25 protein-coding genes and 1 other RNA gene are annotated in these 24,554 nt (G+C 66.3%); 12 read left to right on the forward strand and 14 right to left on the reverse strand.

All coding sequences use genetic code 11. The annotated features are described in order from the left end of the window. Together N7422_RS12440 and desA are read right to left on the reverse strand one after the other, a co-directional pair. Positions 1-990 (reverse strand): sensor domain-containing diguanylate cyclase, encoded by a 990-nt coding sequence (locus N7422_RS12440; RefSeq protein ID WP_279806817.1) that lies wholly within the window; start codon positions 988-990, stop codon positions 1-3. Between the two features lie 140 nt (positions 991-1,130). Next, positions 1,131-2,315: a delta-9 fatty acid desaturase DesA gene (gene desA, locus N7422_RS12445; protein WP_279806818.1), complete on the reverse strand. Its 1,185-nt coding sequence runs from the start codon at positions 2,313-2,315 to the stop codon at positions 1,131-1,133. Positions 2,316-2,466: 151 nt separating this feature from the next. Between desA and dibA the strand changes: the two genes are divergently transcribed. Next, positions 2,467-4,362, forward strand: coding sequence for a phosphodiesterase DibA (dibA, locus tag N7422_RS12450; RefSeq protein WP_279806819.1), 1,896 nt, complete (start codon positions 2,467-2,469; stop codon positions 4,360-4,362). Between the two features lie 144 nt (positions 4,363-4,506). On the opposite strand, the gene N7422_RS12455 is transcribed toward dibA, so the two are convergent. The 7 genes from N7422_RS12455 to N7422_RS12485 all read right to left on the reverse strand — a co-directional run bounded on the left by N7422_RS12455 (position 4,507) and on the right by N7422_RS12485 (position 12,194). Then, positions 4,507-5,151, reverse strand: a complete 645-nt coding sequence (locus N7422_RS12455; protein WP_279806820.1) for an ABC transporter permease — start codon at positions 5,149-5,151, stop codon at positions 4,507-4,509. Continuing rightward, the gene (locus N7422_RS12460) at positions 5,141-6,250 is read right to left on the reverse strand and encodes an ATP-binding cassette domain-containing protein (RefSeq protein WP_279806821.1); all 1,110 of its coding nucleotides are present in this window, start codon (positions 6,248-6,250) and stop codon (positions 5,141-5,143) included. Before N7422_RS12460 ends, N7422_RS12455 begins: the two co-directional genes overlap by 11 nt. A gap of 1 nt (position 6,251) precedes the next feature. Beyond that, positions 6,252-7,052 carry a MetQ/NlpA family ABC transporter substrate-binding protein gene (locus tag N7422_RS12465; protein WP_279806822.1) on the reverse strand — a complete coding sequence of 267 codons (801 nt, stop codon included), beginning with the start codon at positions 7,050-7,052 and terminating at the stop codon, positions 6,252-6,254. Further along, complete coding sequence (locus tag N7422_RS12470; RefSeq protein ID WP_279806823.1) at positions 7,045-8,436, reverse strand: LLM class flavin-dependent oxidoreductase; 1,392 nt, start codon at positions 8,434-8,436, stop codon at positions 7,045-7,047. Before N7422_RS12470 ends, N7422_RS12465 begins: the two co-directional genes overlap by 8 nt. Continuing rightward, positions 8,436-9,617, reverse strand: a complete 1,182-nt coding sequence (locus N7422_RS12475) for an SfnB family sulfur acquisition oxidoreductase (RefSeq protein WP_279806824.1) — start codon at positions 9,615-9,617, stop codon at positions 8,436-8,438. Before N7422_RS12475 ends, N7422_RS12470 begins: the two co-directional genes overlap by 1 nt. A gap of 80 nt (positions 9,618-9,697) precedes the next feature. Beyond that, positions 9,698-10,939 carry an SfnB family sulfur acquisition oxidoreductase gene (locus N7422_RS12480; protein WP_279806825.1) on the reverse strand — a complete coding sequence of 414 codons (1,242 nt, stop codon included), beginning with the start codon at positions 10,937-10,939 and terminating at the stop codon, positions 9,698-9,700. Positions 10,940-11,216: 277 nt separating this feature from the next. Continuing rightward, positions 11,217-12,194: an NADPH:quinone oxidoreductase family protein gene (locus tag N7422_RS12485; protein ID WP_279806826.1), complete on the reverse strand. Its 978-nt coding sequence runs from the start codon at positions 12,192-12,194 to the stop codon at positions 11,217-11,219. Positions 12,195-12,351: 157 nt separating this feature from the next. On the opposite strand from N7422_RS12485, the gene N7422_RS12490 reads away from it, so the two are divergent. Further along, a complete protein-coding gene (locus N7422_RS12490) occupies positions 12,352-12,753 on the forward strand; it encodes a flagellar basal body-associated protein FliL (protein WP_279806827.1) in 402 nt (133 codons plus the stop codon). A 15-nt stretch (positions 12,754-12,768) separates the two neighbouring features. On the opposite strand, the gene N7422_RS12495 is transcribed toward N7422_RS12490, so the two are convergent. Then, positions 12,769-13,227: an EVE domain-containing protein gene (locus tag N7422_RS12495; protein ID WP_279806828.1), complete on the reverse strand. Its 459-nt coding sequence runs from the start codon at positions 13,225-13,227 to the stop codon at positions 12,769-12,771. 180 nt (positions 13,228-13,407) lie between these two features. Here N7422_RS12495 and N7422_RS12500 point away from each other — a divergent pair, with 180 nt between their 5' ends. Then, positions 13,408-13,563: a hypothetical protein gene (locus N7422_RS12500; protein WP_279806829.1), complete on the forward strand. Its 156-nt coding sequence runs from the start codon at positions 13,408-13,410 to the stop codon at positions 13,561-13,563. A gap of 19 nt (positions 13,564-13,582) precedes the next feature. On the opposite strand, the gene N7422_RS12505 is transcribed toward N7422_RS12500, so the two are convergent. From N7422_RS12505 to N7422_RS12520, 4 genes are all read right to left on the reverse strand, one after another. Next, complete coding sequence (locus N7422_RS12505) at positions 13,583-14,191, reverse strand: 5-formyltetrahydrofolate cyclo-ligase (RefSeq protein WP_279806830.1); 609 nt, start codon at positions 14,189-14,191, stop codon at positions 13,583-13,585. A 61-nt stretch (positions 14,192-14,252) separates the two neighbouring features. Next, positions 14,253-14,432: non-coding RNA, 6S RNA (ssrS, locus tag N7422_RS12510), on the reverse strand. A 17-nt stretch (positions 14,433-14,449) separates the two neighbouring features. Continuing rightward, positions 14,450-14,767, reverse strand: a complete 318-nt coding sequence (locus N7422_RS12515) for a cell division protein ZapA (protein WP_279806831.1) — start codon at positions 14,765-14,767, stop codon at positions 14,450-14,452. Continuing rightward, on the reverse strand, positions 14,764-14,973 hold the full coding sequence (locus N7422_RS12520; RefSeq protein WP_217841242.1) for a TIGR02449 family protein: 210 nt from the start codon (positions 14,971-14,973) through the stop codon (positions 14,764-14,766). Before N7422_RS12520 ends, N7422_RS12515 begins: the two co-directional genes overlap by 4 nt. A gap of 146 nt (positions 14,974-15,119) precedes the next feature. On the opposite strand from N7422_RS12520, the gene N7422_RS12525 reads away from it, so the two are divergent. From N7422_RS12525 to gcvH, 9 genes are all read left to right on the forward strand, one after another. Continuing rightward, on the forward strand, positions 15,120-15,674 hold the full coding sequence (locus N7422_RS12525) for a YecA family protein (protein ID WP_279806832.1): 555 nt from the start codon (positions 15,120-15,122) through the stop codon (positions 15,672-15,674). Positions 15,675-15,695: 21 nt separating this feature from the next. Beyond that, positions 15,696-17,030, forward strand: coding sequence for a Xaa-Pro aminopeptidase (pepP, locus tag N7422_RS12530; RefSeq protein WP_279806833.1), 1,335 nt, complete (start codon positions 15,696-15,698; stop codon positions 17,028-17,030). Beyond that, positions 17,027-18,226 carry a 2-octaprenyl-6-methoxyphenyl hydroxylase gene (gene ubiH / locus N7422_RS12535; RefSeq protein ID WP_279806834.1) on the forward strand — a complete coding sequence of 400 codons (1,200 nt, stop codon included), beginning with the start codon at positions 17,027-17,029 and terminating at the stop codon, positions 18,224-18,226. The genes pepP and ubiH overlap by 4 nt, the downstream gene beginning before the upstream one ends. After that, positions 18,223-18,705 carry a DUF4442 domain-containing protein gene (locus N7422_RS12540; protein ID WP_279806835.1) on the forward strand — a complete coding sequence of 161 codons (483 nt, stop codon included), beginning with the start codon at positions 18,223-18,225 and terminating at the stop codon, positions 18,703-18,705. The genes ubiH and N7422_RS12540 overlap by 4 nt, the downstream gene beginning before the upstream one ends. Before the next feature lie 9 nt (positions 18,706-18,714). After that, positions 18,715-19,932 (forward strand): 2-octaprenyl-3-methyl-6-methoxy-1,4-benzoquinol hydroxylase, encoded by a 1,218-nt coding sequence (locus N7422_RS12545; RefSeq protein WP_279806939.1) that lies wholly within the window; start codon positions 18,715-18,717, stop codon positions 19,930-19,932. Positions 19,933-20,061: 129 nt separating this feature from the next. Then, positions 20,062-21,063, forward strand: coding sequence for an extracellular solute-binding protein (locus N7422_RS12550; RefSeq protein WP_279806836.1), 1,002 nt, complete (start codon positions 20,062-20,064; stop codon positions 21,061-21,063). Between the two features lie 161 nt (positions 21,064-21,224). After that, positions 21,225-22,847 (forward strand): iron ABC transporter permease, encoded by a 1,623-nt coding sequence (locus N7422_RS12555; protein ID WP_279806837.1) that lies wholly within the window; start codon positions 21,225-21,227, stop codon positions 22,845-22,847. Between the two features lie 124 nt (positions 22,848-22,971). Then, positions 22,972-24,054: a glycine cleavage system aminomethyltransferase GcvT gene (gcvT, locus tag N7422_RS12560; protein WP_279806838.1), complete on the forward strand. Its 1,083-nt coding sequence runs from the start codon at positions 22,972-22,974 to the stop codon at positions 24,052-24,054. 47 nt (positions 24,055-24,101) lie between these two features. Next, entirely contained in the window at positions 24,102-24,485 is a 384-nt protein-coding gene (gene gcvH / locus N7422_RS12565; protein ID WP_279806839.1) for a glycine cleavage system protein GcvH, read from the forward strand. Positions 24,486-24,554: the final 69 nt, after the last annotated feature.

Raw genomic sequence — 24,554 nt, forward strand, 5'->3', positions numbered from 1 at the left:
TCAGCCTTTCACGATCTGGTTCTTGCCCTGGCGCTTGGCGCGGTACATGGCCGCGTCCGCCCGGGCGAACAGGCTGTCCAGCGTTTCGTCCTCATCCAGTAACCCAGTCAGCCCTTGACTCACGGTGACTCCGTAAGTTTGCTCGCCATGACTGAAACTCAACCGCTGGATCTCCCGCTGCAAGCGCTCGGCGATTTGCTCCGCTACCTGTGCGGTGCAACCCGGGAACACCGCGGCGAACTCTTCGCCACCGATCCGTCCAAACTGGTCGCCACGCCGTAGCACGGCCTTGCCGCTGTCGGCGATGCGCTGCAGTACCTGGTCGCCTTCCTGGTGACCGTAGGTGTCGTTGATGTGCTTGAAGTCGTCGATGTCCAGCAGCAGGAAGGCCATCGGCGTGCCGTCCTCGCGGGCGCTGTCGAAGGCCTGCTGGGCACATTCGAAAAAGTGCCGGCGATTGCTGCTCTGGGTGAGCACATCGGTGGTGGCCAGGCGTTGCAGCTCGCCTTCGAGCTGCTTCTTTTCGGTGATGTCCTCGGCGATACCGACGATGATCACCCGCTGGTCACCCTCACGCTGCTGGTTGATGTAGCACTTGTCGCTGAGCCAGCGCACCTCGCCGGCGCCGTTGAGGATGCGGTATTCGCGGTCTTCGACGGTGCCTTTGACCAGCACCTGGGCCAGGCTGCGCTCGGCGTACTCCAGATCGTCCGGGTAGATGGCGTCGCGCCATTCGTTGTAGTCGGCCAGCACCAGGCTGGCCGGGCGACCGAAGATGCGCTCGTAGGCGGGGCTGACATAGAGCACTTGGCGGGTTTCCCAGTCGAAGGCCCAGAGCACGGCATTGACGCTGTCGAGCAGTGAACTGTACAGCTGCTCGCGTTCGCTCAGGCGGGCCACCTCGCCCTGGGCGTGGAGCAGGGCAAGCAACGTCTGGGCAGCCTCGGGGCGGGGAGTGCCGGTGAGCGTGGGGGGAAGGTCTTTGGCCATGAGCACGGAACGGTTCTCGACGTTGGGCGGGCGGCCACGACGCGGCCCGCCACGCGGGCGATGTGCCGAGTTTGAGTCGGGAACGGAGGGGGAAGTTCCGGTCGGCATGCCCCGTTGCGGGGCATGCCGATCAACGGCGGTCAGGCGTTGGCGGGGCGCAGCGAGTAGGTCTTGAGTTGCGCGGCGAAGTCGCGCAGCGAATGGATGCCACTGGCCTCGGCCTCGTGTACCCATTCCTTCATGGCGGCGAGCATGTCATGGCCGTTGGCGCTGGTACGGGCCCAGATCTGCTGCAAGGCCAGGCGCTTTTCGTAGATGGTCTTGAGTGCCTGGCTGTGGGCCAGCATCGACTCGATCCGCAGGTGGTGGCGATCCTGCAGCAGGCTGGTCTCCCGCGAGAGCAGGCGTTTGGCCCGGCGGAAGCGGTGGCGCACCGAAGCGTCGACCTTGTCCAGCTCCTGCTTCACCAGTGGCGCGATCACCAGCTTGCGGTACTGGGCCATGATCTGGAAGCGGTTGTTGAGGATGGCCATGGCGGTGTCCATGTCCAGCGATGCCTTGCCCTCGACCCGGTGGGCAATGGGCGCCACGCGCTGCACCTTGGCCAGGCGCAACAGGCTCAGCAGGCGGATCCACATCCAACCCATGTCGAACTCCCAGCGACGCACCGAGAGCTTCGCCGAGTTGGGGTAGGTATGGTGATTGTTGTGCAGCTCCTCGCCGCCGATGATGATGCCCCAGGGCACCAGGTTGGTGGCGGCATCGCGGCATTCGAAATTGCGGTAACCCACCGCGTGGCCCAGGCCGTTGACCACGCCGGCGGCCCAGAATGGAATCCATATCATCTGCACCGCCCAGATGGTGATGCCGATGGTGCCGAACAGCAGCAGGTCGATCACGGCCATCAAGACGATGCCGCCGAGCTTGAAGCGTGAATAGACGTTGCGCTCGATCCAGTCGTCCGGGCAGTTCTTGCCATAGATGCGCAGCGTTTCCTCGTTGCGCGCCTCTTCGCGGTACAGTTCGGCGCCTTTGCGCAGCACCGTGCCCAGGCCCTTGTGCACCGGGCTGTGCGGGTCGTCGGGGGTTTCGCACTTGGCGTGGTGCTTGCGGTGGACGGCGGTCCACTCGCGAGTGTTCTGCGCCGTGGTCAGCCACAGCCAGAAACGGAAGAAATGCTTGAGGCCCGCGTTCAGCTCCAGGGCACGGTGAGCCGAGTAGCGGTGCAGGTAGATGGTGACGCTGACGATGGTGACATGGGTCATCAGCAGGGTGACGGCGACCAGTTGCCAGGCCGACAAGTCGAGCAAACCGTAATACCACATAACGGGAAAGACCCTCGAAAACTCAGGGGGAACAGCGCTCGCATTATCCCTTGGCGGGGAAATAAAACCAGTCGCCCTTTTTGATAGGAAGTCACGGCATGTTTCAGCCCTTATAATGCCCACTCATTTCCCATGGGCTCATCCACCCGACATGTCTGTTTCCGTTCGCGACGCCTTGCGCATGGCGGGGCTCTACCTGGTGCTTTCGTTGCTCTGGCTGGCGCTGTCCGAGCTGGTACTGCACAGCATGTCCGAGGACCCGCTGGCGCTGACCGTGGGCCGGCAGATCAACGTGGTGGTCTGGGTGCTGGTCAGCGCGTTGCTGATCTTCGTGTCTCGTGCCCGCCTGCTCAACTTCATCGGCGTCGGCGCGCGCCTGCGCAGCGAGGATCGCGAACGCCTGCGCATGGCCGCGGCGGTGTTCGACAGCACGCTGGAAGGCGTGCTGGTGACCGATCGCAACGGCCTGATCGTCCACGTCAACCGAGCGTTCATGCGCATCACCGGTTACCAGCAGGAAGAGGTCATCGGCCAGCGTCCGAGCAAGTTCAAGTCCGGCCGCCATGGCGCGCCGTTCTACCAGCAGATCTATGCCGCGCTGGCGGAGAAGGGCGAGTGGAGCGGCGAAATCTGGAACCGCCGCAAGAGTGGTGAAATCTACCCGCAGTGGCAGACCATCTGCGCCATCCGCGACGACAGCGGCGAGCTCAGCCATTACGTGGCGGTGTTCAGCGACATCAGCGCGATCAAGCACAGCGAAGAAGAACTGGCCTACCTCGCCCATCACGACCCGTTGACCGGCCTGCCCAACCGCCTGCTGTTCAACGACCGAATCGAGCAGGCGCTGGCCGCGGCGCAGGCCAACAAGCGCGGCTGCGCGTTGCTGCTGCTCGACCTCGACCATTTCCAGAGCATCAACGATGGCCTGGGCCATACCATCGGCGACCAGTTGCTCAAGCTGGTCGGCGAGCGCCTGCGCGAAGTGCTGGGCAACGGCGTGACCCTGGCCCGCCTGGGCGGTGACGAGTTCGCCGTGCTGGCCGAGAACTGCCAGCAGGTCGGCCAGGCCGGCAAGCTGGCGCAGACCATCATCGAGCGCCTGAGGGAGCCGTTCTGCTGCGAAGGCAACCGCCTGTTCACCAGTGCCAGCATCGGCATCAGCCTGTTCCCCAGCGATGCCCTGGGCGCCGAGCAGTTGCTGCGCAACGCCGACTCGGCGCTGTTCAAGGCCAAGAGCAGCGGCCGCGCCTGCTACGCGTTGTACACCGAGGAGCTGACCGCCCACGCCCAGCACCGGGTGGAGACGGCCGGTGAGTTGCGTCGCGCGCTGGAACAGCAGGAGCTGCGGGTGTTCTTCCAGCCGGTGCACGACCTGTTCACCTCGAGGATGATCGGTGTCGAGGCGCTGGTGCGCTGGCAGCACCCTCTGCGCGGCCTGGTTTCGCCGCAGGAGTTCATCCCGATTGCCGAACGCACCGGGCTGATCGCCGAGATCGACGCCTGGGTCCTGGGGCAGGCCTGTCGTCAGATGGTGCAGTGGCAGACCGAAGGCCGCCGCCTGGCGTTCGTCGCGGTGAACATCTCCAGCCGGCTGTTCGGCCAGCGCGATCTTTATCGCCAGGTGGCCGACGTGCTGGTCGACACCGGCCTGGACCCGGCCCTGCTGGAGCTGGAGGTCACCGAGAGCGCGGTGATGGAGGACCCGGAGGTGGCGCTGGAGCAATTGCACCGCCTGCGTGAGCTCGGGCTGAACCTGGCCATCGACGATTTCGGCACGGGTTACTCGTCGCTGCTGCGGCTCAAGCGGCTGCCGGTGCAGAAGCTGAAGATCGACCAGGGCTTTGTCGCCGGGCTGCCCCATGACGAAGACGACATCGCCATCGTGCGGGTGATCATCGCCCTGGCACGCAGCATGGGCATGCAGGTGCACGCCGAGGGCATCGAGCAGGCCGAGCAGGCGCGGTTCCTGCTGGAGCAGCAATGCCAGCTGGGGCAGGGGTACTGGTTCGGGCGACCGGTGCCGGCGACGGAGCTGCACTGGGGCTGAGCCTTGTGCATACCGTTGTAGGAGCGGCCTTGTGTCGCGAAAGGGCTGCGAAGCGGCCCCAGGATTTCAGCGTTGATGCAAAGATCGCCGGGGCCGCCTTGCGGCCCTTTCGCGACACAAGGCCGCTCCTACACCAGTAATACTTCAACGCTTGTTCAAACCTTTGGCCAGACGGTCCCCGCCCAGCTGGATCACTGCCACCAACGCCACCAGCATCACGATCACGGTCAGCATGATCTGGCTGTCGAAACGCTGATAGCCATAGCGATAGGCAATGTCCCCCAACCCTCCGGCGCCGATCGCCCCGGCCATGGCCGACGAGTTGATCAGCGTCACCAGGGTGATGGTGAACCCGCCGACGATGCCGGGCAGCGCCTCTGGCAGCAACACATGCCAGACGATGTGCCAACGCCTGCAGCCCATGGCCTGCGCCGCTTCGATCAGGCCATGGTCGACTTCGCGCAGGCTGACCTCGGCGATGCGCGCGAAGAACGGCGTGGCGGCGATGGTCAACGGCACCACGGCGGCCCAGACCCCATAGGTGGTGCCGACCACCAGGCGGGTGAACGGGATCAGCGCGACCATCAGGATCAGGAACGGGATCGAGCGGAACAGGTTGACGATGGCTCCCAGCACGCGGTTCAGCGCGGGAGCCTCGTAGATCCCGCCCTTGTCGCTGGTCACCAGCAGTACCGCCATCGGCACCCCGACGATCAACGCGACCAGCGACGACACGCCGACCATCAGCAGGGTGTCGAGCAAGCCTTGCAGCAGGCGATCAATCCACATGGCCCAGCACCTCCACCTGCGCGGCCCAGCGGCGGGCGCGTTCCAGCAGTTGACGAGCGTCCAGCGACGAGCCGCGCACGGACAGGATCAGTTGCCCGAGGGCCTGTTCGCCGATGGTTTCGACGCCGCCCTGGAGCAGGCGCACATGGCCACCGAGGTCGGCGAACAGCGCGCTCAACTCTGGTTCGCCGACCAGGTCGAGCTTGAGTACCACGGCCGCGTCGCGGCTGACCGGCTGGGGCCGCAGGCTGGCCTGCAAGGCTGCCGGCAGCTTGGTCTGCAAAGGCGCGAGCAAGGTGCGGGTGACCTCATGGCGCGGGGTGCCGAACACCTGCCAGACTTCGCCCTGTTCGGCGATCTCGCCACGCTCGAGCACCACCACGCGGTGGCAGATGTCGCGGATCACCGCCATCTCGTGGGTGATCAGCACCACGGTCAGCCCCAGGCGCTGGTTGATGTCGCGCAGCAGTTCGAGGATCGAGGCGGTGGTTTCCGGGTCGAGTGCCGAGGTGGCTTCGTCGCACAGCAGGATCTCGGGGTCGTGCACCAGCGCCCGGGCGATGCCGACGCGCTGCTTCTGGCCCCCGGACAGTTGCGCCGGGTACACGTGATGTTTCTCCGCCAGGCCGACCAGCTCCAGCAGCTCGCGCACCTTGCGCTGGCGCTCGGCCTTGGCCACGCCGGCCACCTTGAGCGGCAGCTCGACGTTCTGCCACACGGTCTTGGCCGACATCAGGTTGAAGTGCTGGAAGATCATGCCGATGCGCCGGCGCAGGGCCACCAGGTGGCCCTCGTCGAACGGCGCGATATCCACCTGGTCGATCAGCACACGGCCCTGGGTTGGCTGCTCCAGGCGATTGATGGTGCGCAGCAGCGACGATTTGCCGGCGCCGCTGCGGCCGATGATGCCGAAGATCTCGCCACGGCGGATGTTCAGGTCGATGCCCTGCAGTGCTGGCAGGGGCTGGCCCGGATAGGTCTTGCCCAGGCCGATGAAGCGGATATGCGCCCGATTGACCTCGGGGCGCAGGGGCGTTTCCTCGGCCTTGAAGGGCTCGACGGCTGCAGCGGGCGCCCTGAGGGCGCTGGCCTGGCTCATGTCAGCCTTCCCAACCGGCCTGGTAGAGCTTGCCGTGGGCCTTGTCCAGGGCGGCGCGCACCACCGGCGAGTGCTGGTAGATGTCGACGAACTTGGCCAGGCGCGGATCGTTCTTCTCCTGCGGGCGGATGACGAACTGGATCACGTACTCCTTGTTCTCCAGGCCGTCGAACAGCAACGCCGAGGTGGCGTCGAAGCTGTTGGCCAGGCGGATGTAGGCTGGATAGCCCTGGACCAGGTCGGCGTCGTCGTACGCACGCACCAGCTGCACCGCTTCGACCTGCAGGATCCTGATGTGCTTCGGGTTGGCGACGATGTCGTCTTCGGTGGCCTTGTAGCCGACCCCCGGCTTGAGGGTGATCAGCCCGGCCTTGGCCAGCAGCTGCAGGCCTCGGCCGCTGTTGATCGGGTCGTTGGCGATGGCCACGCTAGCACCTTCGGGCAGCTCGGCGAAGCTCTTGTATTTCTTCGAGTACAGCCCGACGTTGTTGATGATCCCCGGCGCGTACGGCACCAGGTCGAAGCCGGCGGCGGCCTTGGCGTTTTCCAGGAAGGGGATGTGCTGGAAATAGTTCACGTCGATGTCGCCGCTGTTGAGGCTGACATTCGGCGCGATCCAGTCGCTGAACTCGATCAGCTTCACTTCCAGGCCTTGTTTGTGCGCCTCTTCCACCGCCGCCTCCAGCGGGATGGCGAAAGCGGCCGTGGTGCCGATCTTCAGCGGTTCGGCGGCGAAGGCGGCGGTGGACAGGCCGAGGCCCAGGGCGATGGCCGCGACGGGCCGGAACAGTTTCTCAAGCATGGTGCAGGGCTCCAGTCGGGGCAGGGACAGGGTTGTGGCGGTAGGTCGCGCCGGGGTGGTCGGCGGGCAGGTGGGCGTCGGCGCTGGCGAACAGTTTCTGGCGCAGGCTGCCCTCGGCGTAGGCGGTCTTGTAGCGGCCACGGCGTTGCAGGGCAGGGACCACCAGGTCGATGAAGTCCTCGAAGCTTTCCGGGGTGACGGTGCGGGTCAGGTTGAAACCGTCCAGGCCGGTTTCGTCGATCCAGGCGATCAGTTGCTCGGCGACCTGCTCCGGGTCGCCGACCAGGACCACGTAGCGGCCGCCCAGGGCATGCTGTTCGAGCAGACGGCGGCGGGTCCAGGCGTTGTCCTGCAGCTGGCGGGTGGCGGACTGGATCGCGTTGCCTTGGGCGAAGCCGATCGGCTCGTCCAGCCCGTACCGCGAGAAGTCGATGCCCGTAGAGCTGGCGAAGTGCGCCACGCCGGCCTCCGGGCTGGCATGGCGCAGGTATTCGGCGTGCTTGGCCCGGGCTTCGGTTTCGCTCGCGGCGACGATCACCGTGATGCCCATGAATACCTTGACCGCCTGCGCATCGCGTCCGGCCGCCTGTGCCGCGGCGCGCACCTTGTCGACCTGGGCGCGGGTCGCGGCCTTGTCCTGGCCGCTGATGAACACGCACTCGGCATGATTGCCGGCGAAGGCCAGCCCGCGCGCCGAGCTGCCGGCCTGGAACAGCACCGGGGTGCGCTGGGGCGAGGGTTCGCACAGGTGATAGCCCTCGACCTTGTAGAACTCGCCGTGGTGCTCGACCTTGCGCACCTTGCTCGGATTGGCATAGATGCGACGTTCACGGTCGGCGACCACGGCGTCGTCGTCCCAGCTGCCTTCGAGCAGCTTGTACAGCACCTGCAGGTATTCGTCGGCCTGGTCGTAGCGGCGGTCGTGCTCGGGCTGCTGCTCCAGGCCCATGGCCCGGGCGGCGCTGTCGAGGTAGCCGGTGACGATGTTCCAGCCGACCCGGCCATTGCTCAGGTGGTCGAGGGTGGAGAGGCGCCGGGCGAACAGGTAGGGCGCCTCGTAGGTGAGGTTGGCGGTAAGGCCGAAGCCCAGGTGTCGGGTCACCGCGGCCATGGCCGAGACCAGCAGCAGCGGATCGTTGACCGGCAGCTGGATGGCCTCTTTGAGCGGCACTTCCAGCGACTGGCCGTAGACGTCGTAGGTGCCGACGATGTCGGCGATGAACAGCCCGTCGAACAACCCGCGCTCGAGCAGGCGGGCGAGGTCGGTCCAGTATTCCAGGGTCTTGTACTGGGTCGAGGTGTCCCGTGGATGGGTCCACAGGCCGTGGTTGATATGCCCGATGCAGTTCATGTTGAAGGCGTTGAGCAGGATCTCGCGGGCCATCAGATGGTCCCCCGGCGTGGCGGCTTCTCGTCGTTGAGGTAGTAGTTGCCGATGGCGTGGTACTTCCAGCGCACCGGATCGTGCAGGGTGTGCACCCGGGCGTTGCGCCAGTGGCGGTCGAGGTTGTGCTCGGCCAGGGTGGCCTGGCTGCCGGCCAGCTCGAACAGCGTGGTGCCGGCGGCCAGGGAGATCTCGGTGCTGATCGCCCGGGCCTCGGCCACGGCGATCGAGGCGGCGGCGAGGGTCTCGGCGTTGCTGTCCGCCTGGGCGCTGTCGAGGATTTCCCCGGCGCGCTCCAGCAGGGCCTCGGCGGCGTGTAGGCGGATCGCCAGGTGGCCGAAGCTCTTCAGGGTCAGCGGGTCGTCGCTGGCCTTGTCGACGCCGGCGTCTACCCAAGGGCGGCTGCGGGTGCGCACGAAGTGCAGGGCGTCCTCGAAGGCGGCGCGGGCGATACCGGTGTCGATGGCGGCGTGGAGGATTTGCGCCAGCGGGCCGACCGTGGTCGGACGCTCGAAGGCGCTCTGGAACGGCACCACATCCTCGGCGCGGACGAACACATTGTCGAACACCACCGAACCGCTGCCGGTGGTGCGTTGGCCGAAGCCGCTCCAGTCGTCGATCACTTCGATGCCCTGGCTGTCGGCGGGCACGAAGGCCAGGTGCGACTCGCCCTGCTCGTCGATCACCAGGGTCGGGATGCGCTGGGCGTAGATTGCGCCGGTGCAGTAGAACTTGCGGCCATCGATACGGAAATGCTCGCCATCACGGGTCAGGCGGGTGGTGCGTTCGTGGGCGTTCTTGGTGCCGAGCTCGGCCAGGGCGTTGCCGAATCGGCGGCCGGCGAGGACTTCGGCGTACAGGCGTCGCTGTTGCTCTGGTGTGCCGTTCACCCGCAGCACTTCCAGGGCGTAGAAGTGGTTTTGCGGGATCTGCCCGATCGAGGCGTCGGCCTGGGCGATACGGGCGACGACCTTGGCCAGGGTGGCGCTGGACACACCGGCGCCGCCGTAGGCCTTGGGCACGCTGATGCCCCACAGGCCGGTCTGCACGAAGTGTTCGAGCTCGGCGTGGGGCAGGCGGCGTTCGCGGTCGCGCGCGGCGCTGTCATGGCGCAGCTGCCGGGCGAGTTCGTCAGCGACGGCCAGGGCCTGGGCGTCGGAGTTGATGAGGGATGCAGTCATTGTGCTCTCCAGGCCCCATCATGGGGCAGGCCCGCTCCCACGGGGGCGTGGAAGCGGGCCTGCCCCGTGATGGGCCGTTATCAGATCCAGGAATGGCGGGCGGGCAGGGTGCCGTTGAGGTGGTAGGCGCCGACGGCGTGGTACTTCCAGCGCACCGGATCGTGCAGGGTGTGCACCCGGGCGTTGCGCCAGTGCCGGTCGAGGTTGAACTCCGCCAGGCTGGCGCGGCTGCCGGCCAGCTCGAACAGCTTCTCGCTGGCCAGCAGCGAGATTTCGGTGGTGAGCACCTTGGCTTCGGCCACGGCGATCGAGGCACGCGCGGCAGCGGCATCGTCGACGGGCGCTGCGTTGACCTCGTCGAGCACCCTGGCAGCCTTGCGCAGCAGCGCCTCGGCGGCGTGCAGGTCGAGCTTCAGGCGGCCGATGTCGGCGATCACGTAAGGGTCGTCGCTGTTGCGCTCGACCTTGGCTTCGATCCATGGCCGGGATTTTTCCCGGACAAAGCTGATCGCGTCGTCGATGGCCGCTTCGGCGATACCGGCATCGATGGCCGCCTGGATCAGCTGCGAGGCCGCACCCTGGATGCTGGGCAGCTCGCGGTGACGCCAGTTGTCGACGACCAGGTCGGCCTCTACCGACACCTGGTCGAGCAGCACGGTGCCGCTGGCGGTGGTGCGCTGGCCGAAGCCGGACCAGTCATCGACGATGCGCAGCCCCGGGCTGCCCCGACGCACGAACGCCAGGCGCTGGCGGCCTTCGTCGTCCAGGGCCTTGACCGCCACCCAGTGGGCGAACAGGGCGCCGGTGGAATAGAACTTCTCGCCGCTGATGCGATAGCCGTCGCCGTCGCGACTGATGCGCGCCTTGAGCGTCAGGGTGTCCTTGGTGCCGCGCTCGGGGCCGGCGTTGCCGATGCGCCAGCCGTCGAGCACGGCGCGGAATATCGCTTCCTTCTGTGCATCGCTGGCGGTCAGGCGTACCAGCTGCAGGATGCCGAACTGGTTCTGCGGGATCTGCCCCAGTGCCGGGTCGGCGGCGCTGATCAGGCGGAACACTTCGGCGATGGTCGCGAAGGACACTTCGGGGCCGCCGTAGGCCTTGGGCACGCTGATGCTGCCCAGGCCGCTGCGGGTGAACTGCTCGATCTCGGCCCAGGGCAGCTTGCGCTGCTGGTCGCGTTTTGCAGCCTGCTGGCGGGCTACCTCGGCCAGCTCGCGGGCGGCCTGCAGGGCCTCTGTGTCGGAGCGCAGCACCTTGGCTGGCAGCAGGAGCGGCGAGCTGTCGACGTCGCTGTGGAATTGGGGGGTTGGCTGGCTGGACATCAGTACCGCTCCTTGGCTGCACTCAATGCCCTGGCGTTGGCCACTGGGGTGATTGTGATCCTGACCATTCCTTACCTCACAAAGTTGAAGACGTCGCCTCGATGGCGACCGACGTTTGCTGGTCCGGTGGTCCGGTCTATATACCCTATTCGTTTAGAAAAAGTTTATGAACTACCGTTTAGGAATATGAATAGAAGCGTTGCTGGGGGGCTGTGGCAGCGGCTGCAGCCGCGAAGCAGGCGCCGCGGTACGTGGCACCTGCCTCGTGGACGATCCGCTAGCGGACCGTCACCACCAGCTTGCCCACCGCCTGTCGTTGCGCCAGGCGCTCGATCGCCGCACCACCTTCGGCCAGTGCATAGGTCTGTGACACCAGCGGCTTCAGCTTGCCCTCGGCATGCCAGGCAAACAGCTGGCTGAAGTTGGCGGCGTTGTCCTGCGGCTGGCGCTGGGCGAAGGCGCCCCAGAACACCCCGAGCACCGCCGCGCCCTTGAGCAGCACCAGGTTCACCGGCAGCTGCGGGATCGTGCCGCTGGCGAATCCTACCACCAGCAACCGTCCGTTCCAGGCCAGCCCACGCACGGCCTGGTCGAACAGCGCGCCACCGACCGGGTCGTAGATCACGTCCACACCCTGGCCGCCGGTCAGGCGCTTGATCTCATCCTTGAGGCTGGCCTGGCTGTAGTCGATCAGATCGTCGGCGCCGGCAGCCTTGGCGATGGCCAGCTTCTCGGCGCTGCTGGCCGCCGCGATCACCCGCGCGCCCAGGGCCTTGCCGATCTCCACCGCCGCCAGGCCCACGCCACCGGAGGCACCGAGCACCAGCAGGGTCTCACCGGCCTTGAGCTGGCCGCGCTGGGTGAGCGCATGCATCGAGGTGCCGTAGGTCATGCCGAAGGCTGCGGCGGTGGTGAAGTCCATGCCCGCCGGGATCGGCAGGACGTTGTAGAACGGCACCGCCACCTGCTCGGCGAAGGCGCCCCAGCCGGTCAGGGCCATGACCCGGTCGCCGACCTTGAATGCCCCGGCTTTCTCGCCGACCGCGGCCACCACGCCGGCGGCCTCGCCGCCCGGCGAAAACGGCAGCGGCGGTTGGAACTGGTACTTGCCCTCGATGATCAGGGTGTCGGGGAAGTTGACCCCGGCGGCACGCACGTCGAGCAGGATCTCGTTCTTCTTCGGCACAGGCGCGGCGACCTCTTCCAGGACCAGGTCCCGTGCCGGGCCCAAGGCTTTGCACAACAAGGCTTTCATCAGGGCTATTCCTTTGCGAGTGGTGGCCGATAAGTGTAGGAGGGCCACCCTGAGGGTCAACGAGCATGGTCGGCCCTGATGAGCCGGCATAAGCCCGGGCTTGGGTTTGCCTGGCGCGCTGGGTAAGCTGGCGCCCACCGTATTGAGGAGTGAGTTCGTGAAAGCGTGGATCCTGATGGCGCTGGCCCTGATGCTGCCAGTGACGGCGATGGCCGAGGAAAAGGAAGGCGAGCCCAAGGTCGCCTACATCACCCTCTCGCCGCCCTTCGTCGGCAACTATGCCCTCGACGGCGGGCCCAGGCTGCGCGTGTACAAGGCCGACGTCGCCCTGCGGGTGACCGGCGATGCCGCCGCCACCGCGGTCAAGCACCACGAGCCGCTGATCCGCAACCAGCTGGTGGCGCTGTTCACCCAGCAGGGCGTGGACAACATGAGCAACGTCGAGGCCAAGGAAAAGCTCCGTCAGGACGCCTTGAAGCAGGTGCAGCAGGTGATGGAGGCCGAAGAAGGCAAGCCGATCGTCGAGGACCTGCTGTTCAACAACCTGATCGTGCAGTGATGACCCCGCGCGGCGCTACGCGCGCTTGGCCAGCGCGAGGATGGCAGTCCACTGCTCGGCGGTGACCGGCATCACCGAAAGGCGGCTGCCCTTCTGTACCAGCGGCAGTTCCTCCAGCGCCGCCTGCTGCTTGAGCAGGCCCAGGCCGAGCACCTGGCCGAAAGTTCGCACATGTTCCACATCCACCGCGCTCCACGGGTTCTTTTCGGCGCTGGCCTTGGCGTCGTGGTAGTGGCTGGTCGGGTCCAGGGCGGTCGGATCCGGATAGGCGGCGGTGGTGATGCGAGCAATACCGGCGATGCCCGGTTGCGGGCAGCTGGAGTGGTAGAAGAAGAACTCGTCTCCCTCGCCCATGGCCCGCAGGAAATTGCGCGCCTGGTAGTTGCGCACCCCGTCCCAGCGGGCGGTGCCCAGGCGCGCCAAGGCTTCGATGGAGAGCTCGTCGGGCTCGGATTTCATCAGCCAGTAGGCCATGGATGCTGCTCCTGAAAGAGTTTGAAATAAATCGTTGCATGAAACCGACAGTCGGTTGGCGCCAAGGTTTGCGTGTCGCCTCACGTTGTCGGAAAATGCGCCGATTTTAAAGCTAGACGCTCCGGCAGCCACCCAGAAAGCCGCCGAGCATGGACAGTTTGCCTAGGGGGGCAATCTTCGATGAAACAACGTAAACCGGACCTGCTCTGGATCCTCGCCTTCATCTTCGGCCTGGGCGTGGTCACCACCGGTTACGCCCAGGGTTTCTGGGAGCGCAAGCTGGACGCCGCCTACCAGCAGATGCCGGCCGATCCGGCACAACAACAGCACCGCTGATCCCCTTTCCCGGGCCGGTTCACTTCGGCGCCAGGTACCAGCCACGGTCGGAGACCGTGCCCTGCAACGGTACATCCCAGCTTGACTGGTTGAGTCGCTCGACCTTCTGGCACTCATGGGCCAGCCCCAGCAGCAGTGGTTTTTTCCAGGCCTTGCGCCGGGCCTGATAGGCCAGGCTGCGGTCATAGAAGCCGCCCCCCATGCCCAGGCGCCCGCCCACCTCATCGAATCCGACCAGCGGCAGCAGGATCAGGTCCAGCGACCAGATCGGCCGTTGCCGCTTGCGCTCGATCACCGGCTCCGGAATGCGGAAGCGGTTGGGACGCAGCTTCTCGCCTTGTTCGAAACGCTGGAACACCATGCGCGTGCGGGGCCAGGCGTGCAGCACCGGCAGGTAGACCCGCTTGCCACGCTTGTGCGCCTCGCGCAGCAGCAGGCGGGGGTCGATTTCACCGTCATTGGGCAGGTACAGGGCGATATGTCGGGCGCGGCGGAACAGCGGGTCCTGCGCCAACTGGCGATAAAGGCCTATGGCTGCCTGGCGTTGCTGGGCGGGTGTGAGTGCGCGACGGGCGTTGCGCAGGAGGCGGCGAAGCTGGGGGCGGGTGAGCGGCGCGGTGTCGGTCATGGCACGGGCGATCCCAGGGAAAACGAAAAGCCCGCCGTATGAGGCGGGCCGTTCTGAAGGCAGGCTCCCCGACAAGACCGCTATCGGTGTAGCCCTTGAACCCGAAAGTTCAAGGTGGAGATTGCAGGGGGCGTTAAGGCTTTCCGTCGGGCGGACATGCACACCGGCCCCAGCGTGCAACCCCCGTGGTTGTGCGTATCGGCTCAGGGACATAACCGACTGGCGCATCCCCCAGGGAGTGGCGCCAGTATACCAATCTCAGTCTTTTTTGCTAACCGGATCGTCGGACAGTGCCTGGTCGACCCGGTCCAGCAGGTCGCGCACCTGTTCGCGGGTGGTGCCGGCACCGGAAGCTTGCGGCTGGTCCTGGCGATGCAGCAGTTCGTGGGTGATGTTCAGCGCGGCCATCACGGCGATGCGGTCGGCGCCGATCACCTTGCCGCTGCTGCGGATCTCGCGCATCTTGCCGTCCAGGTAGCGGGCGGCACCGACCAGGTTGTTGCGTTCCTCGGGCGGGCAGATGATCGAGTATTCCTTGTCGAGGATCTGGACGGTGACGCTATTGCTTGAACTCATGAGTCTTGCTCCAGGGCCTTGAGGCGCAGGATCATCGATTCGATCTTGCGTTTGGCGATCTCGTTCTTTTCGATGAGGTGGGCGCGCTCCTCGCGCCAGGATTTTTCCTGAGCTACTAAGAGTGCGTTTTGCCGTTTTAGTTGCTCGACCCGTTCGATCAGCAGCTCGAACCGGCTCATCAGCGCTTGCAGGTCGTTCTCTTGCATGGGTTGCACTCGATTCCTTGACTCACCTGGCGATCATGCCTGCCCCAAGGGCGAGACGGCCAGTGCCGATGGTCTTGGCGCGCCTGCCGGTGCTAGGATACAAGGCCTCCATTCTAGTCATTGCGCCGTCTGGCGCCTAGCAGCCCATGCCCAATACCCAATCGCCCTACACCGCATTCGCCGCGTTGCTCTCGAGCAACGGTCATCCTGTCTCTCCCGCCGAGCTGCACGGCCTGCTGATCGGTCGCAGTTGCGCCGGCGCCGGCTTCGACGCCGACGCCTGGCTGGCCGACGCGGCCCAGCTGCTCGAGACCGAGCCGGGCGACACCGTTCGCAAGGCGCTGGTCGGCCTGCAAGAGATGGTCAAGGCCGAGCTCACCGGCGAGGACGTCGCCATCGTCCTGCTGCTGCCTACCGATGACGCCGCGCTGGCCGACCGCGCTGCCGCGCTGGGCCAGTGGTGCCAGGGCTTCATCAGCGGCTTCGGCTTGAACGCCGGTGGCAAGGACCTGTCCACTGACGCCAAGGAGGTGCTTCAGGACCTGGTGGCCATCTCGCAGGTCCAGGAAGCCCTGGAAGAATCCGAAGACGGCGAAAGCGACTACATGGAGGTCATGGAGTACCTGCGCGTGGCCCCGCTGCTGCTGTACACGGAGCTGGCCAAGCCAGAAGCGCCCGCGCCCAAGCCCTCGCTGCACTGATCCGAACGGGGTCGTTTGCCCATGAGCCACATACCCAAGGCGGAGTACACCCGTCGGCGCAAGGCGCTGATGGCGCAGATGGTCCCCAACAGCATCGCCATCCTGCCGGCGGCCGCGGTCGCCATCCGCAACCGCGACGTCGAGCATGTCTATCGCCAGGACAGCGATTTCCAGTACCTGAGCGGCTTTCCCGAGCCCGAGGCGGTGATCGCCCTGATCCCGGGGCGCGAGCACGGCGAGTACGTGTTGTTCTGCCGCGAGCGCAATCCCGAGCGTGAGCAGTGGGAAGGCCTGCGTGCCGGCCAGGAAGGGGCGATCCGTGACTTCGGCGCCGACGACGCGTTCCCCATCGGCGACATCGACGAGATCCTGCCGGGCCTGATCGAAGGCCGCGAGCGGGTCTACAGCGCCATGGGCAGCAACCCTGAGTTCGATCGCCGGCTGATGGACTGGATCAACGTGATCCGCTCCAAGGCCCGCCTCGGTGCCCAGCCACCGAACGAGTTCGTTGCTTTGGATCACCTGCTGCACGATATGCGCCTGTATAAATCGGCGGCGGAAGTGAAGGTGATGCGCGAGGCCGCGGCGATCTCCGCCCGCGCCCACGTGCGCGCCATGCAGGCCTGCCGCGCCGGGTTGCACGAGTACAGCCTGGAGGCCGAGCTGGACTACGAATTCCGCAAGGGCGGGGCGAAGATGCCGGCCTACGGTTCGATCGTCGCCGCCGGGCGCAATGGCTGCATCCTGCATTACCAGGAGAACGACGCGCCGCTCAAGGACGGCGACCTGGTGCTGATCGACGCCGGTTGCGAGATCGACTGCTACGCCAGCGACATCACCCGCACCTTCCCGGTCAGCGGACGCTTCTCGGCGGAGCAGAAGGCCATCTACGAGCTGGTGCTCGCAGCCCAGGAGGCCGCGTTCGCCGAGATCGCCCCGGGCAAGCACTGGAACCATGCCCACGAGGCCACCGTGCGGGTGATCACCGAGGGCCTGGTGGCGCTGGGGCTGCTCAAGGGCGAAGTCCAGGCGCTGATCGACAGCGAGGCCTATCGCGCCTTCTACATGCACCGCGCCGGGCACTGGCTGGGCATGGATGTGCACGATGTGGGCGAATACAAGGTCGGCGGTGAGTGGCGCGTGCTCGAACCGGGCATGGCGCTGACCGTCGAACCGGGCATCTACATTGCCGCCGACAACCAGAGCGTCGCCAAGAAGTGGCGCGGTATCGGCGTAAGGATCGAGGACGACGTGGTGGTCACCCGCAAAGGCTGTGAAATTCTCACTTCAGGCGTACCCAAGACCGTCGCCGAGATCGAGGCGCTGATGCGCGACGCCCGCAAGGACGCCGCATGAGCCGTGTGAACCTGGCAATCATCGGCGGCGGCCTGGTCGGTGCCAGCCTGGCGCTGGCCTTGCAGGCCGGAGCCAAGGCCCGTGGCTGGAAGATTCTGCTGATCGAGCCGTTCGCCCCGGGCGACAGCTTCCAGCCCAGCTATGACGCGCGTTCCTCGGCGCTTTCGTACGGCACCCGGCAGATCTACGAACAACTGGGGCTGTGGCAGACCATCAGCCGCCGCGCCGAGCCGATCCGGCAGATCCAGGTGTCCGACCGTGGCCGCTTCGGCGCCACCCGCCTGGATGCCCTGGAAGAGGGGGTGCCGGCGCTCGGCTACGTGGTGGAGAACGCCTGGCTCGGCCAATGCCTGTGGCAGGCCATCGACGGCGAGGTGGTCAGCTGGCGCTGCCCGGCCGAGGTGCAGGCGCTGCAGGCCATCGCTGGCGGCTATCGCCTGCAACTGGACGACGACACCTCGCTCGAATGCGACCTGGCGGTGCTGGCCGACGGTGGCCGCTCCGGCCTGCGCGAGCAACTGGGTATCCATGTGCGCCGCACGCCCTATGACCAGAGCGCGCTGATCGCCAATATCACCCCAGGCGAGGCCCACGGTGGCCAGGCCTTCGAACGTTTCACCGAGCAGGGGCCGATGGCCTTGCTGCCGTTGCCGGACAACCGCTGCGCGCTGGTCTGGACCCGCCAGGGCATGGACGCCAGGCGCCTGGCCGAGCTCGACGAGCGCAGCTTCCTGCGCGAGCTGCAGGATGCCTTTGGCTACCGCCTTGGCGCGTTGCGCCAGGTGGGCGCCCGCCATCTCTATCCGCTGGCGCTGGTCGAGGCCGAAGAGCAGGTGCGCCCGCACCTGGTGGTGCTCGGCAACGCCGCCCATAGCCTGCACCCGATCGCCGGCCAGGGTTTCAACCTGTCGCTGCGCGACGTGCAGTCGCTGGCCGACGCGCTGCTGGCCGGGCCGCAGCAGCCGGGTGATCTGGCCACGCTGCAGGGTTACCAGCAGCGCCAGCGCCTCGACCAGGCCCTGACCATCGGCTTCTCCGACCAGGTCACCCGGCTGTTCGGCAGCAACCAGCCGCTAATGACGGCCGGACGCAACATCGGCCTGCTCGGCCTGGACCTGCTGCCACCGGCAAGAAGCTGGTTCGCCCGCCAGGCCATGGGCCTGGGCACCCGGCCAGACCCGCGAGGGCAGGCATGAGCGACGCGCGCCGGCTGGCCCGGCGAGCGCGCATGCTGCGCTGGCTGCTGAACCTCTACCCGCCCTACCTGGGCGCGGGCATCCGTATCCAGGAAATCAGTCCGGACATGCGCAGCGTCAAGGTGCGGATGAAACTGACCCGGTGGAATCGCAACTACGTCGGCACCCAGTTCGGTGGCAGCCTGTATTCGATGGTCGATCCCTTCTACATGTTGCTGCTGATCGAGCAGTTGGGGCGCGACTACGTCGTCTGGGACAAGGCCGCCAGCATCGATTTCATCTCGCCGGGCAAGGGCCCGGTGCATGCCGAATTCCACGTCGATGACGCGCTGCTGGACGAGATCCGCCAGCAGACCGCCAACGGCAAGAAGTACCTGCCCCGGTTGCAGGTGGAGATCCGCGATGACGCCGGCGAGCTGGTGGCGCGGGTCGACAAGACCCTATATGTGCGGCTCAAGCCGCAAGCGAGGCAGGCGTAAGGCATGGAAATGCGCGCAGATCTGTTGATTGTCGGTGCCGGTATGGTCGGCAGCGCCCTGGCCCTGGCCCTGCGCCACAGCGGCCTGGACGTGTTGCTGCTCGATGGCGGCCCGCTGTCGGTCAAACCCTTCGATGACGAGGCGCCGTTCGAACCGCGGGTCAGCGCCCTGTCGGCGGCCAGCCAGCGCATCCTCGAGCGCCTGGGCGCCTGGGACGGCATCGCCCGGCGCCGCGTGTCGCCCTATACGGACATGCGCGTCTGGGATGGCAGCGGCACTGGCGAGATCCATTTCTCGGCGGCCAGCGTGCACGCCCAGGTGCTGGGCCATATCGTCGAGAACCGGGTGGTCCAGGATGGCCTGCTGGAGCGTTTGCATGACAGCGATGTCGGCCTGTTGGCCAATGCTCGGCTGGAACAGCTGCGCCGTTCCGGTGATGAGTGGCTGCTGACCCTGGCCGACGGCCGCAAGTTGCGCGCGCCGCTGGTGATCGCCGCCGACGGCGCCAACTCGGCGGTGCGCCGGCTGGCGGGCTGCGAGACCCGTGAATGGGATTACCTGCACCACGCCATCGTCACCAGCGTGCGCTGCAGCGAGGCGCATCGGGCCACGGCCTGGCAGCGCTTCACCGACGAAGGCCCGCTGGCGTTCCTGCCGTTGGCGCGCGAGGGGCGCCAGGATTGGTGCTCGATCGTCTGGTCGACCACGCCGGAGCAGGCCGAGCAGGCCATGGCGATGGACGACGCGGCGTTCTGCCAGGCCCTGGAGCGTGCCTTCGAGGGGCGCCTGGGCGAGGTGCTGGAGGCGGATCCACGCCTGTGCGTGCCGCTGCGCCAGCGACATGCCAAGCGCTACGTGCAGGAAGGGCTGGCGCTGATCGGCGACGCGGCGCATACCATCCATCCGCTGGCGGGGCAGGGGGTCAACCTGGGCTTTCTGGACGCCGCGGTGCTGGCCGAGGAGCTGGTGCGAGCCTGCGAGCGTGGCGAGCGCCTGGCGGATGTGAAGGTGCTGAGCCGTTTCGAGCGCCGGCGCATGCCGCACAACCTGGCCTTGATGGCGGCGATGGAAGGCTTCGAGCGGTTGTTCCAGGCCAATCCGCTGCCGTTGCGCTGGTTGCGCAACAGCGGCTTGAAGCTGGTGGAGCAGATGCCGGAGGCCAAGGCGGTATTCGTGCGTCAGGCCCTGGGGTTGTCCGGGGACCTGCCCGAGTTGGCCAGGGCCTGAGGGCCTGGTCGCGGGGCAAGTGGGCTTGCCCCGCGATTGTTTGCAACATCCGGTAACTGCTCGGCAGATGAGTCGCAAAATGGGAACCACTACCATTTGCACCTCTCATATCGGCGAGGAGTACTCCCCATGTTGCCCCGCAAACCCCTACTGGCTGCCCTGGCCCTCACCCTGTTCGGCGGCACCGCCCAGGCGGCGGACGAAGTGGTGGTGTACTCCTCGCGTATCGACGAGCTGATCAAGCCGGTGTTCGACGCCTACACCGCCAAGACTGGCACCAAGATCAAGTTCATCACCGACAAGGAAGCCCCGCTGATGCAGCGCATCAAGGCCGAGGGCGAGAACGGCGTGGCCGATCTGCTGCTCACCGTCGATGCCGGCAACCTCTGGCAAGCCGAGCAGATGGGCATCCTGCAGCCGATCAAGTCGACCATCATCGACCAGAACATCCCGGCGCAGTACCGTGCTTCATCCCACGAGTGGACCGGCCTGAGCCTGCGCGCGCGGACCATCGCCTATTCCACCGAACGGGTCAAACCGTCCGAACTGACCACCTACGAAGCCCTGGCCGACAAGAACTGGGAAGGCCGCCTGTGCCTGCGCACGGCGAAGAAGGTCTACAACCAGTCGTTGACCGCCACCCTCATCGAGAACCATGGCGAGGCCGAGACCGAGAAGCTGATCAAGGGCTGGGTCAACAACCTGTCCACCGACGTGTTCTCCGACGACACCGCCGTGCTGCACGCCATTGCCGCCGGCCAGTGCGACGTGGGCATCGTCAACACCTACTACTACGGCCGCCTGCACAAGGAGAAGCCGGACCTGCCGGTCAAGCTGTTCTGGCCCAACCAGGGCGACCGTGGCGTGCACGTCAACCTCTCGGGTATCGGCCTGACCAAGCACGCGCCGCATCCGGAGGCGGCGAAAAAGCTGGTGGAGTGGATGACTGGCGAAGAGGCACAGAAGCTGTTCGCCGACATCAACCAGGAATTCCCGGCCAACCCCAAGGTAAAACCATCGGCGGAAGTGGCGGCCTGGGGTAGCTTCAAGGCCGACAGCATTCCGGTGGAAGTCGCTGGCAAGCGCCAGGCCGAGGCCATTCGCCTGATGGATCGGGCTGGCTGGAACTGAGTTCCACGGCTTATCCTTCCGGGGCCCTTCTGGGCCCCTTCGCGGCTAAAGCCGCTCCCACAGGTCGTGCGCTGCCGGCAAGGTATGTGCGGTTCCTGTGGGAGCGGCTTTAGTCGCGAACGACCGCAAAGCGGTCGCAACCTGCAACCGAGAGTCCTGTCTTGCCCCACACCCCCCAACGCCGCTGGTACCTTCCGGTCTTCCTGACCGCCGCCCTGGTGCTGCTGCCACTGAGCGTCCTGCTGCTGTCCTGGCAGTCGGTCGATGCGCAGATCTGGTCGCACCTGCTCGACACTCAGATGAGCCGCCTGCTGGGCAACACCCTGACCCTGGTGCTGGGCGTCGGCATCGGCGTGACCGTGCTGGGGGTGAGCCTGGCCTGGCTCACCAGCCTCTGCGAGTTTCCCGGCAGGCGCTGGCTGGACTGGGCACTGATGCTGCCGTTCGCCATTCCGGCCTATGTGCTGGCGTTCGTCTTCGTCGGCCTGCTGGACTTCGCCGGCCCGGTGCAGACGGCGCTGCGCGAAGTGTTCGGCCCCATGCGCCTGCCCCGGGTGCGTTCCACCGGCGGTGTGATCACGGTACTGGTGCTGGTGTTCTACCCCTACGTCTACCTGCTGGCGCGCAATGCCTTCCTGGCCCAGGGCAAGGGCCTGATGGAGGCTGCTCGGGTGCTCGGGCTGTCGCCGTTGCAGGCATTCTGGCGCGTCGCGCTGCCCGTGGCGCGGCCGGCCATCGGCGCCGGTATCGCCCTGGCGCTGATGGAAACACTGGCTGATTTCGGCGCGGTGGCGGTGTTCAACTTCGATACCTTCACCACCGCCATCTACAAGACCTGGTATGGCTTCTTCAGCCTGTCCAGCGCGGCGCAGCTGGCCAGCCTGCTGTTGCTGGCGGTGATCCTGGTGCTGTACGGCGAGCGCCGTGCGCGTGGTGCCAACCACAGCGGCAACGAGCGCCCTCGGGGCCAGGCGCTCTACCACCTGCGTGGGATCAAGGCGCTGGCCGCCAGCGCCTGGTGCCTGCTGGTGTTCACCTGTGCCTTCGTCATCCCGCTGCTGCAGCTGCTGGCGTGGTTCTGGCAGCGCGGGCGACATGATCTGGACGAGCGCTACTTCGGCCTGGTCATGCACACCCTGTACCTCGGTGGCATGGCCGCGCTGATCACCGTCAGTGTGGCCATGCTGCTGGTCTTTGCCCGGCGCCAGGCGCCAACCCGGGGGATCCGCACCGGCGTGGGTCTGGCCAACCTGGGTTATGCGTTGCCCGGGTCGGTACTGGCCGTGTCGATCATGCTGGCGTTCAGCTACCTCGACAATGAGCTGGTGATCCCGCTGTCCCACTGGTTGGGTGGAGCGGGCAGGCCCTTGCTGCTGGGCAGTCTCTGGGCATTGCTGCTGGCGTATCTGGTGCGGTTCATCGCCGTGGCCTACGGCCCGCTGGAAAACAGCCTGGAACGCATCCGTCCTTCACTGCCGGAGGCTTCGCGCAGCCTCGGGGTCAGTGGCCCGGGATTGTTTTTCAAGGTGTATCTGCCGTTGCTGGCACCCGGCGCCCTGAGCGCTGCCTTGCTGGTGTTCGTCGATGTGCTCAAGGAGATGCCGGCGACCTTGCTGATGCGTCCCTTCGGCTGGGACACCCTTGCCGTGCGCGTGTTCGAGATGACCAGCGAAGGCGAATGGGCGCGGGCTTCGTTGCCGGCATTGAGCCTGGTGCTGGTCGGACTGCTGCCGGTGATCGGCCTGATCCGTCGCTCGGCACATCGTCCGGGATATCCGCGTTGAGGGTGCCACGCCGTCTCCTTGCCGCTACAATGCGCGGCATTCGCAGCGGCGGATCCTACAAGAAGAGGTGATGGGTAAACATCGCTGACCGCCGCCGCCTCGCCACGCCCGGAAGGAGAAACCCATGGGACAGCGTACGCCTTTGTATGACCTGCACCTGGCGCTCGGCGCCAAGACGGTCGATTTTGGCGGTTGGGACATGCCCCTGCACTATGGCTCGCAGGTCGAGGAGCACCATCAGGTGCGCAGCGACTGCGGGGTCTTCGATGTCTCCCACATGACCGTGATCGATATCGATGGCTGTGCCGCCACGCCCTGGCTGCAACGCCTGCTGGCCAACGATGTGACGCGTCTGGAAAGCCCCGGCAAGGCGCTCTACAGCCCGCTGCTCAACGCCGATGGCGGAGTCATCGACGACCTGATCGCCTACCGCACCGAGGACGGCTACCGCCTGGTGGCCAACGCCGCCACCCGCGACAAGGTGCTGGCTTGGCTGCAGGCGCACAGCGATGGCTTCAAGGTCGGTTTCAGGGCGCGTCCGGAACTGGCCATTCTCGCGATTCAAGGCCCCCAGGCTCGGGAAAAGGTCGCCGCGCTGCTCAGCGCCTCGCGCGCCGCGCTCATTCGTGAGCTGCGCCCCTTCGAAGGCGTCGCCGAGGGCGACTGGTTCATCGCTCGCACCGGCTACACCGGCGAGGACGGGCTGGAGATCATCCTCCCCGGCGAACAGGCCCCGGCCTTCTTCAACGACCTGGTCGGCGCCGGCATCGCCCCGAGCGGCCTGGGCGCCCGTGACACCCTGCGCCTGGAGGCCGGCATGAACCTGTACGGCCAGGACATCGACGAATCCCATACTCCGCTGACCTCCAACCTGGGCTGGAGTGTCGCCTGGGAGCCGGCTGGCCGCGAATTCATCGGCCGCGCCGGCCTGCTTGGCGAGATCGAGCAGGGCGTGAAGGAAAAACTGGTCGGCCTGGTACTGGAGGAACGTGGCGTGCTGCGCGCCCACCAGGTGGTCCGTGTATCCGGGATTGGCGAAGGGGAGATCACCAGTGGTAGTTTCTCGCCTACGCTGAGCAAGTCCATTGCCCTGGCACGCGTGCCCATGGCGACCGGCGACCGCGCCGAGGTGGAAATCCGCGGCAAGTGGTACCCGGTGCGGGTGGTCAAGCCGACCTTCGTGCGCCACGGCAAGATCCTGATCTGAACACTTAACGGCGGGCCGACCGCTGACCCAATCGAGGAAGACAAGACATGAGCAATATCCCCGCCGACCTGCGTTTTGCCGAAAGCCATGAGTGGGCCCGCCTGGAAGCCGACGGCAGCGTGACCGTGGGTATCAGCGACCACGCCCAGGAAGCGTTGGGTGACGTGGTGTTCGTCGAGCTGGCCGAAGTCGGCAAGGTGTTCGCCGCTGGCGACGCCGCTGGCGTGGTGGAATCGGTGAAGGCAGCCTCGGACATCTACGCACCGGTCGGCGGTGAAGTGATTGCCGTCAACGCAGAGCTGGCCGACAGCCCGGAGCTGCTCAACACAGATTCTTACGAATCGTGGATCTTCAAGCTGAAACCGAGCAACCCGTCCGAGCTGGACAAGCTGCTGGATGCCGCCGGTTACAAAGCCGCCATCGGCGAGTAAGAATCGCGCAAGCCCGCTCCCCTGACGTGCCCATGCATGGGAGCGGGCTTGTCCCGCGATGAAGCCAGC

This window comes from Pseudomonas sp. GD04091, assembly GCF_029836165.1.
Taxonomy (GTDB): Bacteria; Pseudomonadota; Gammaproteobacteria; order Pseudomonadales; family Pseudomonadaceae; genus Aquipseudomonas.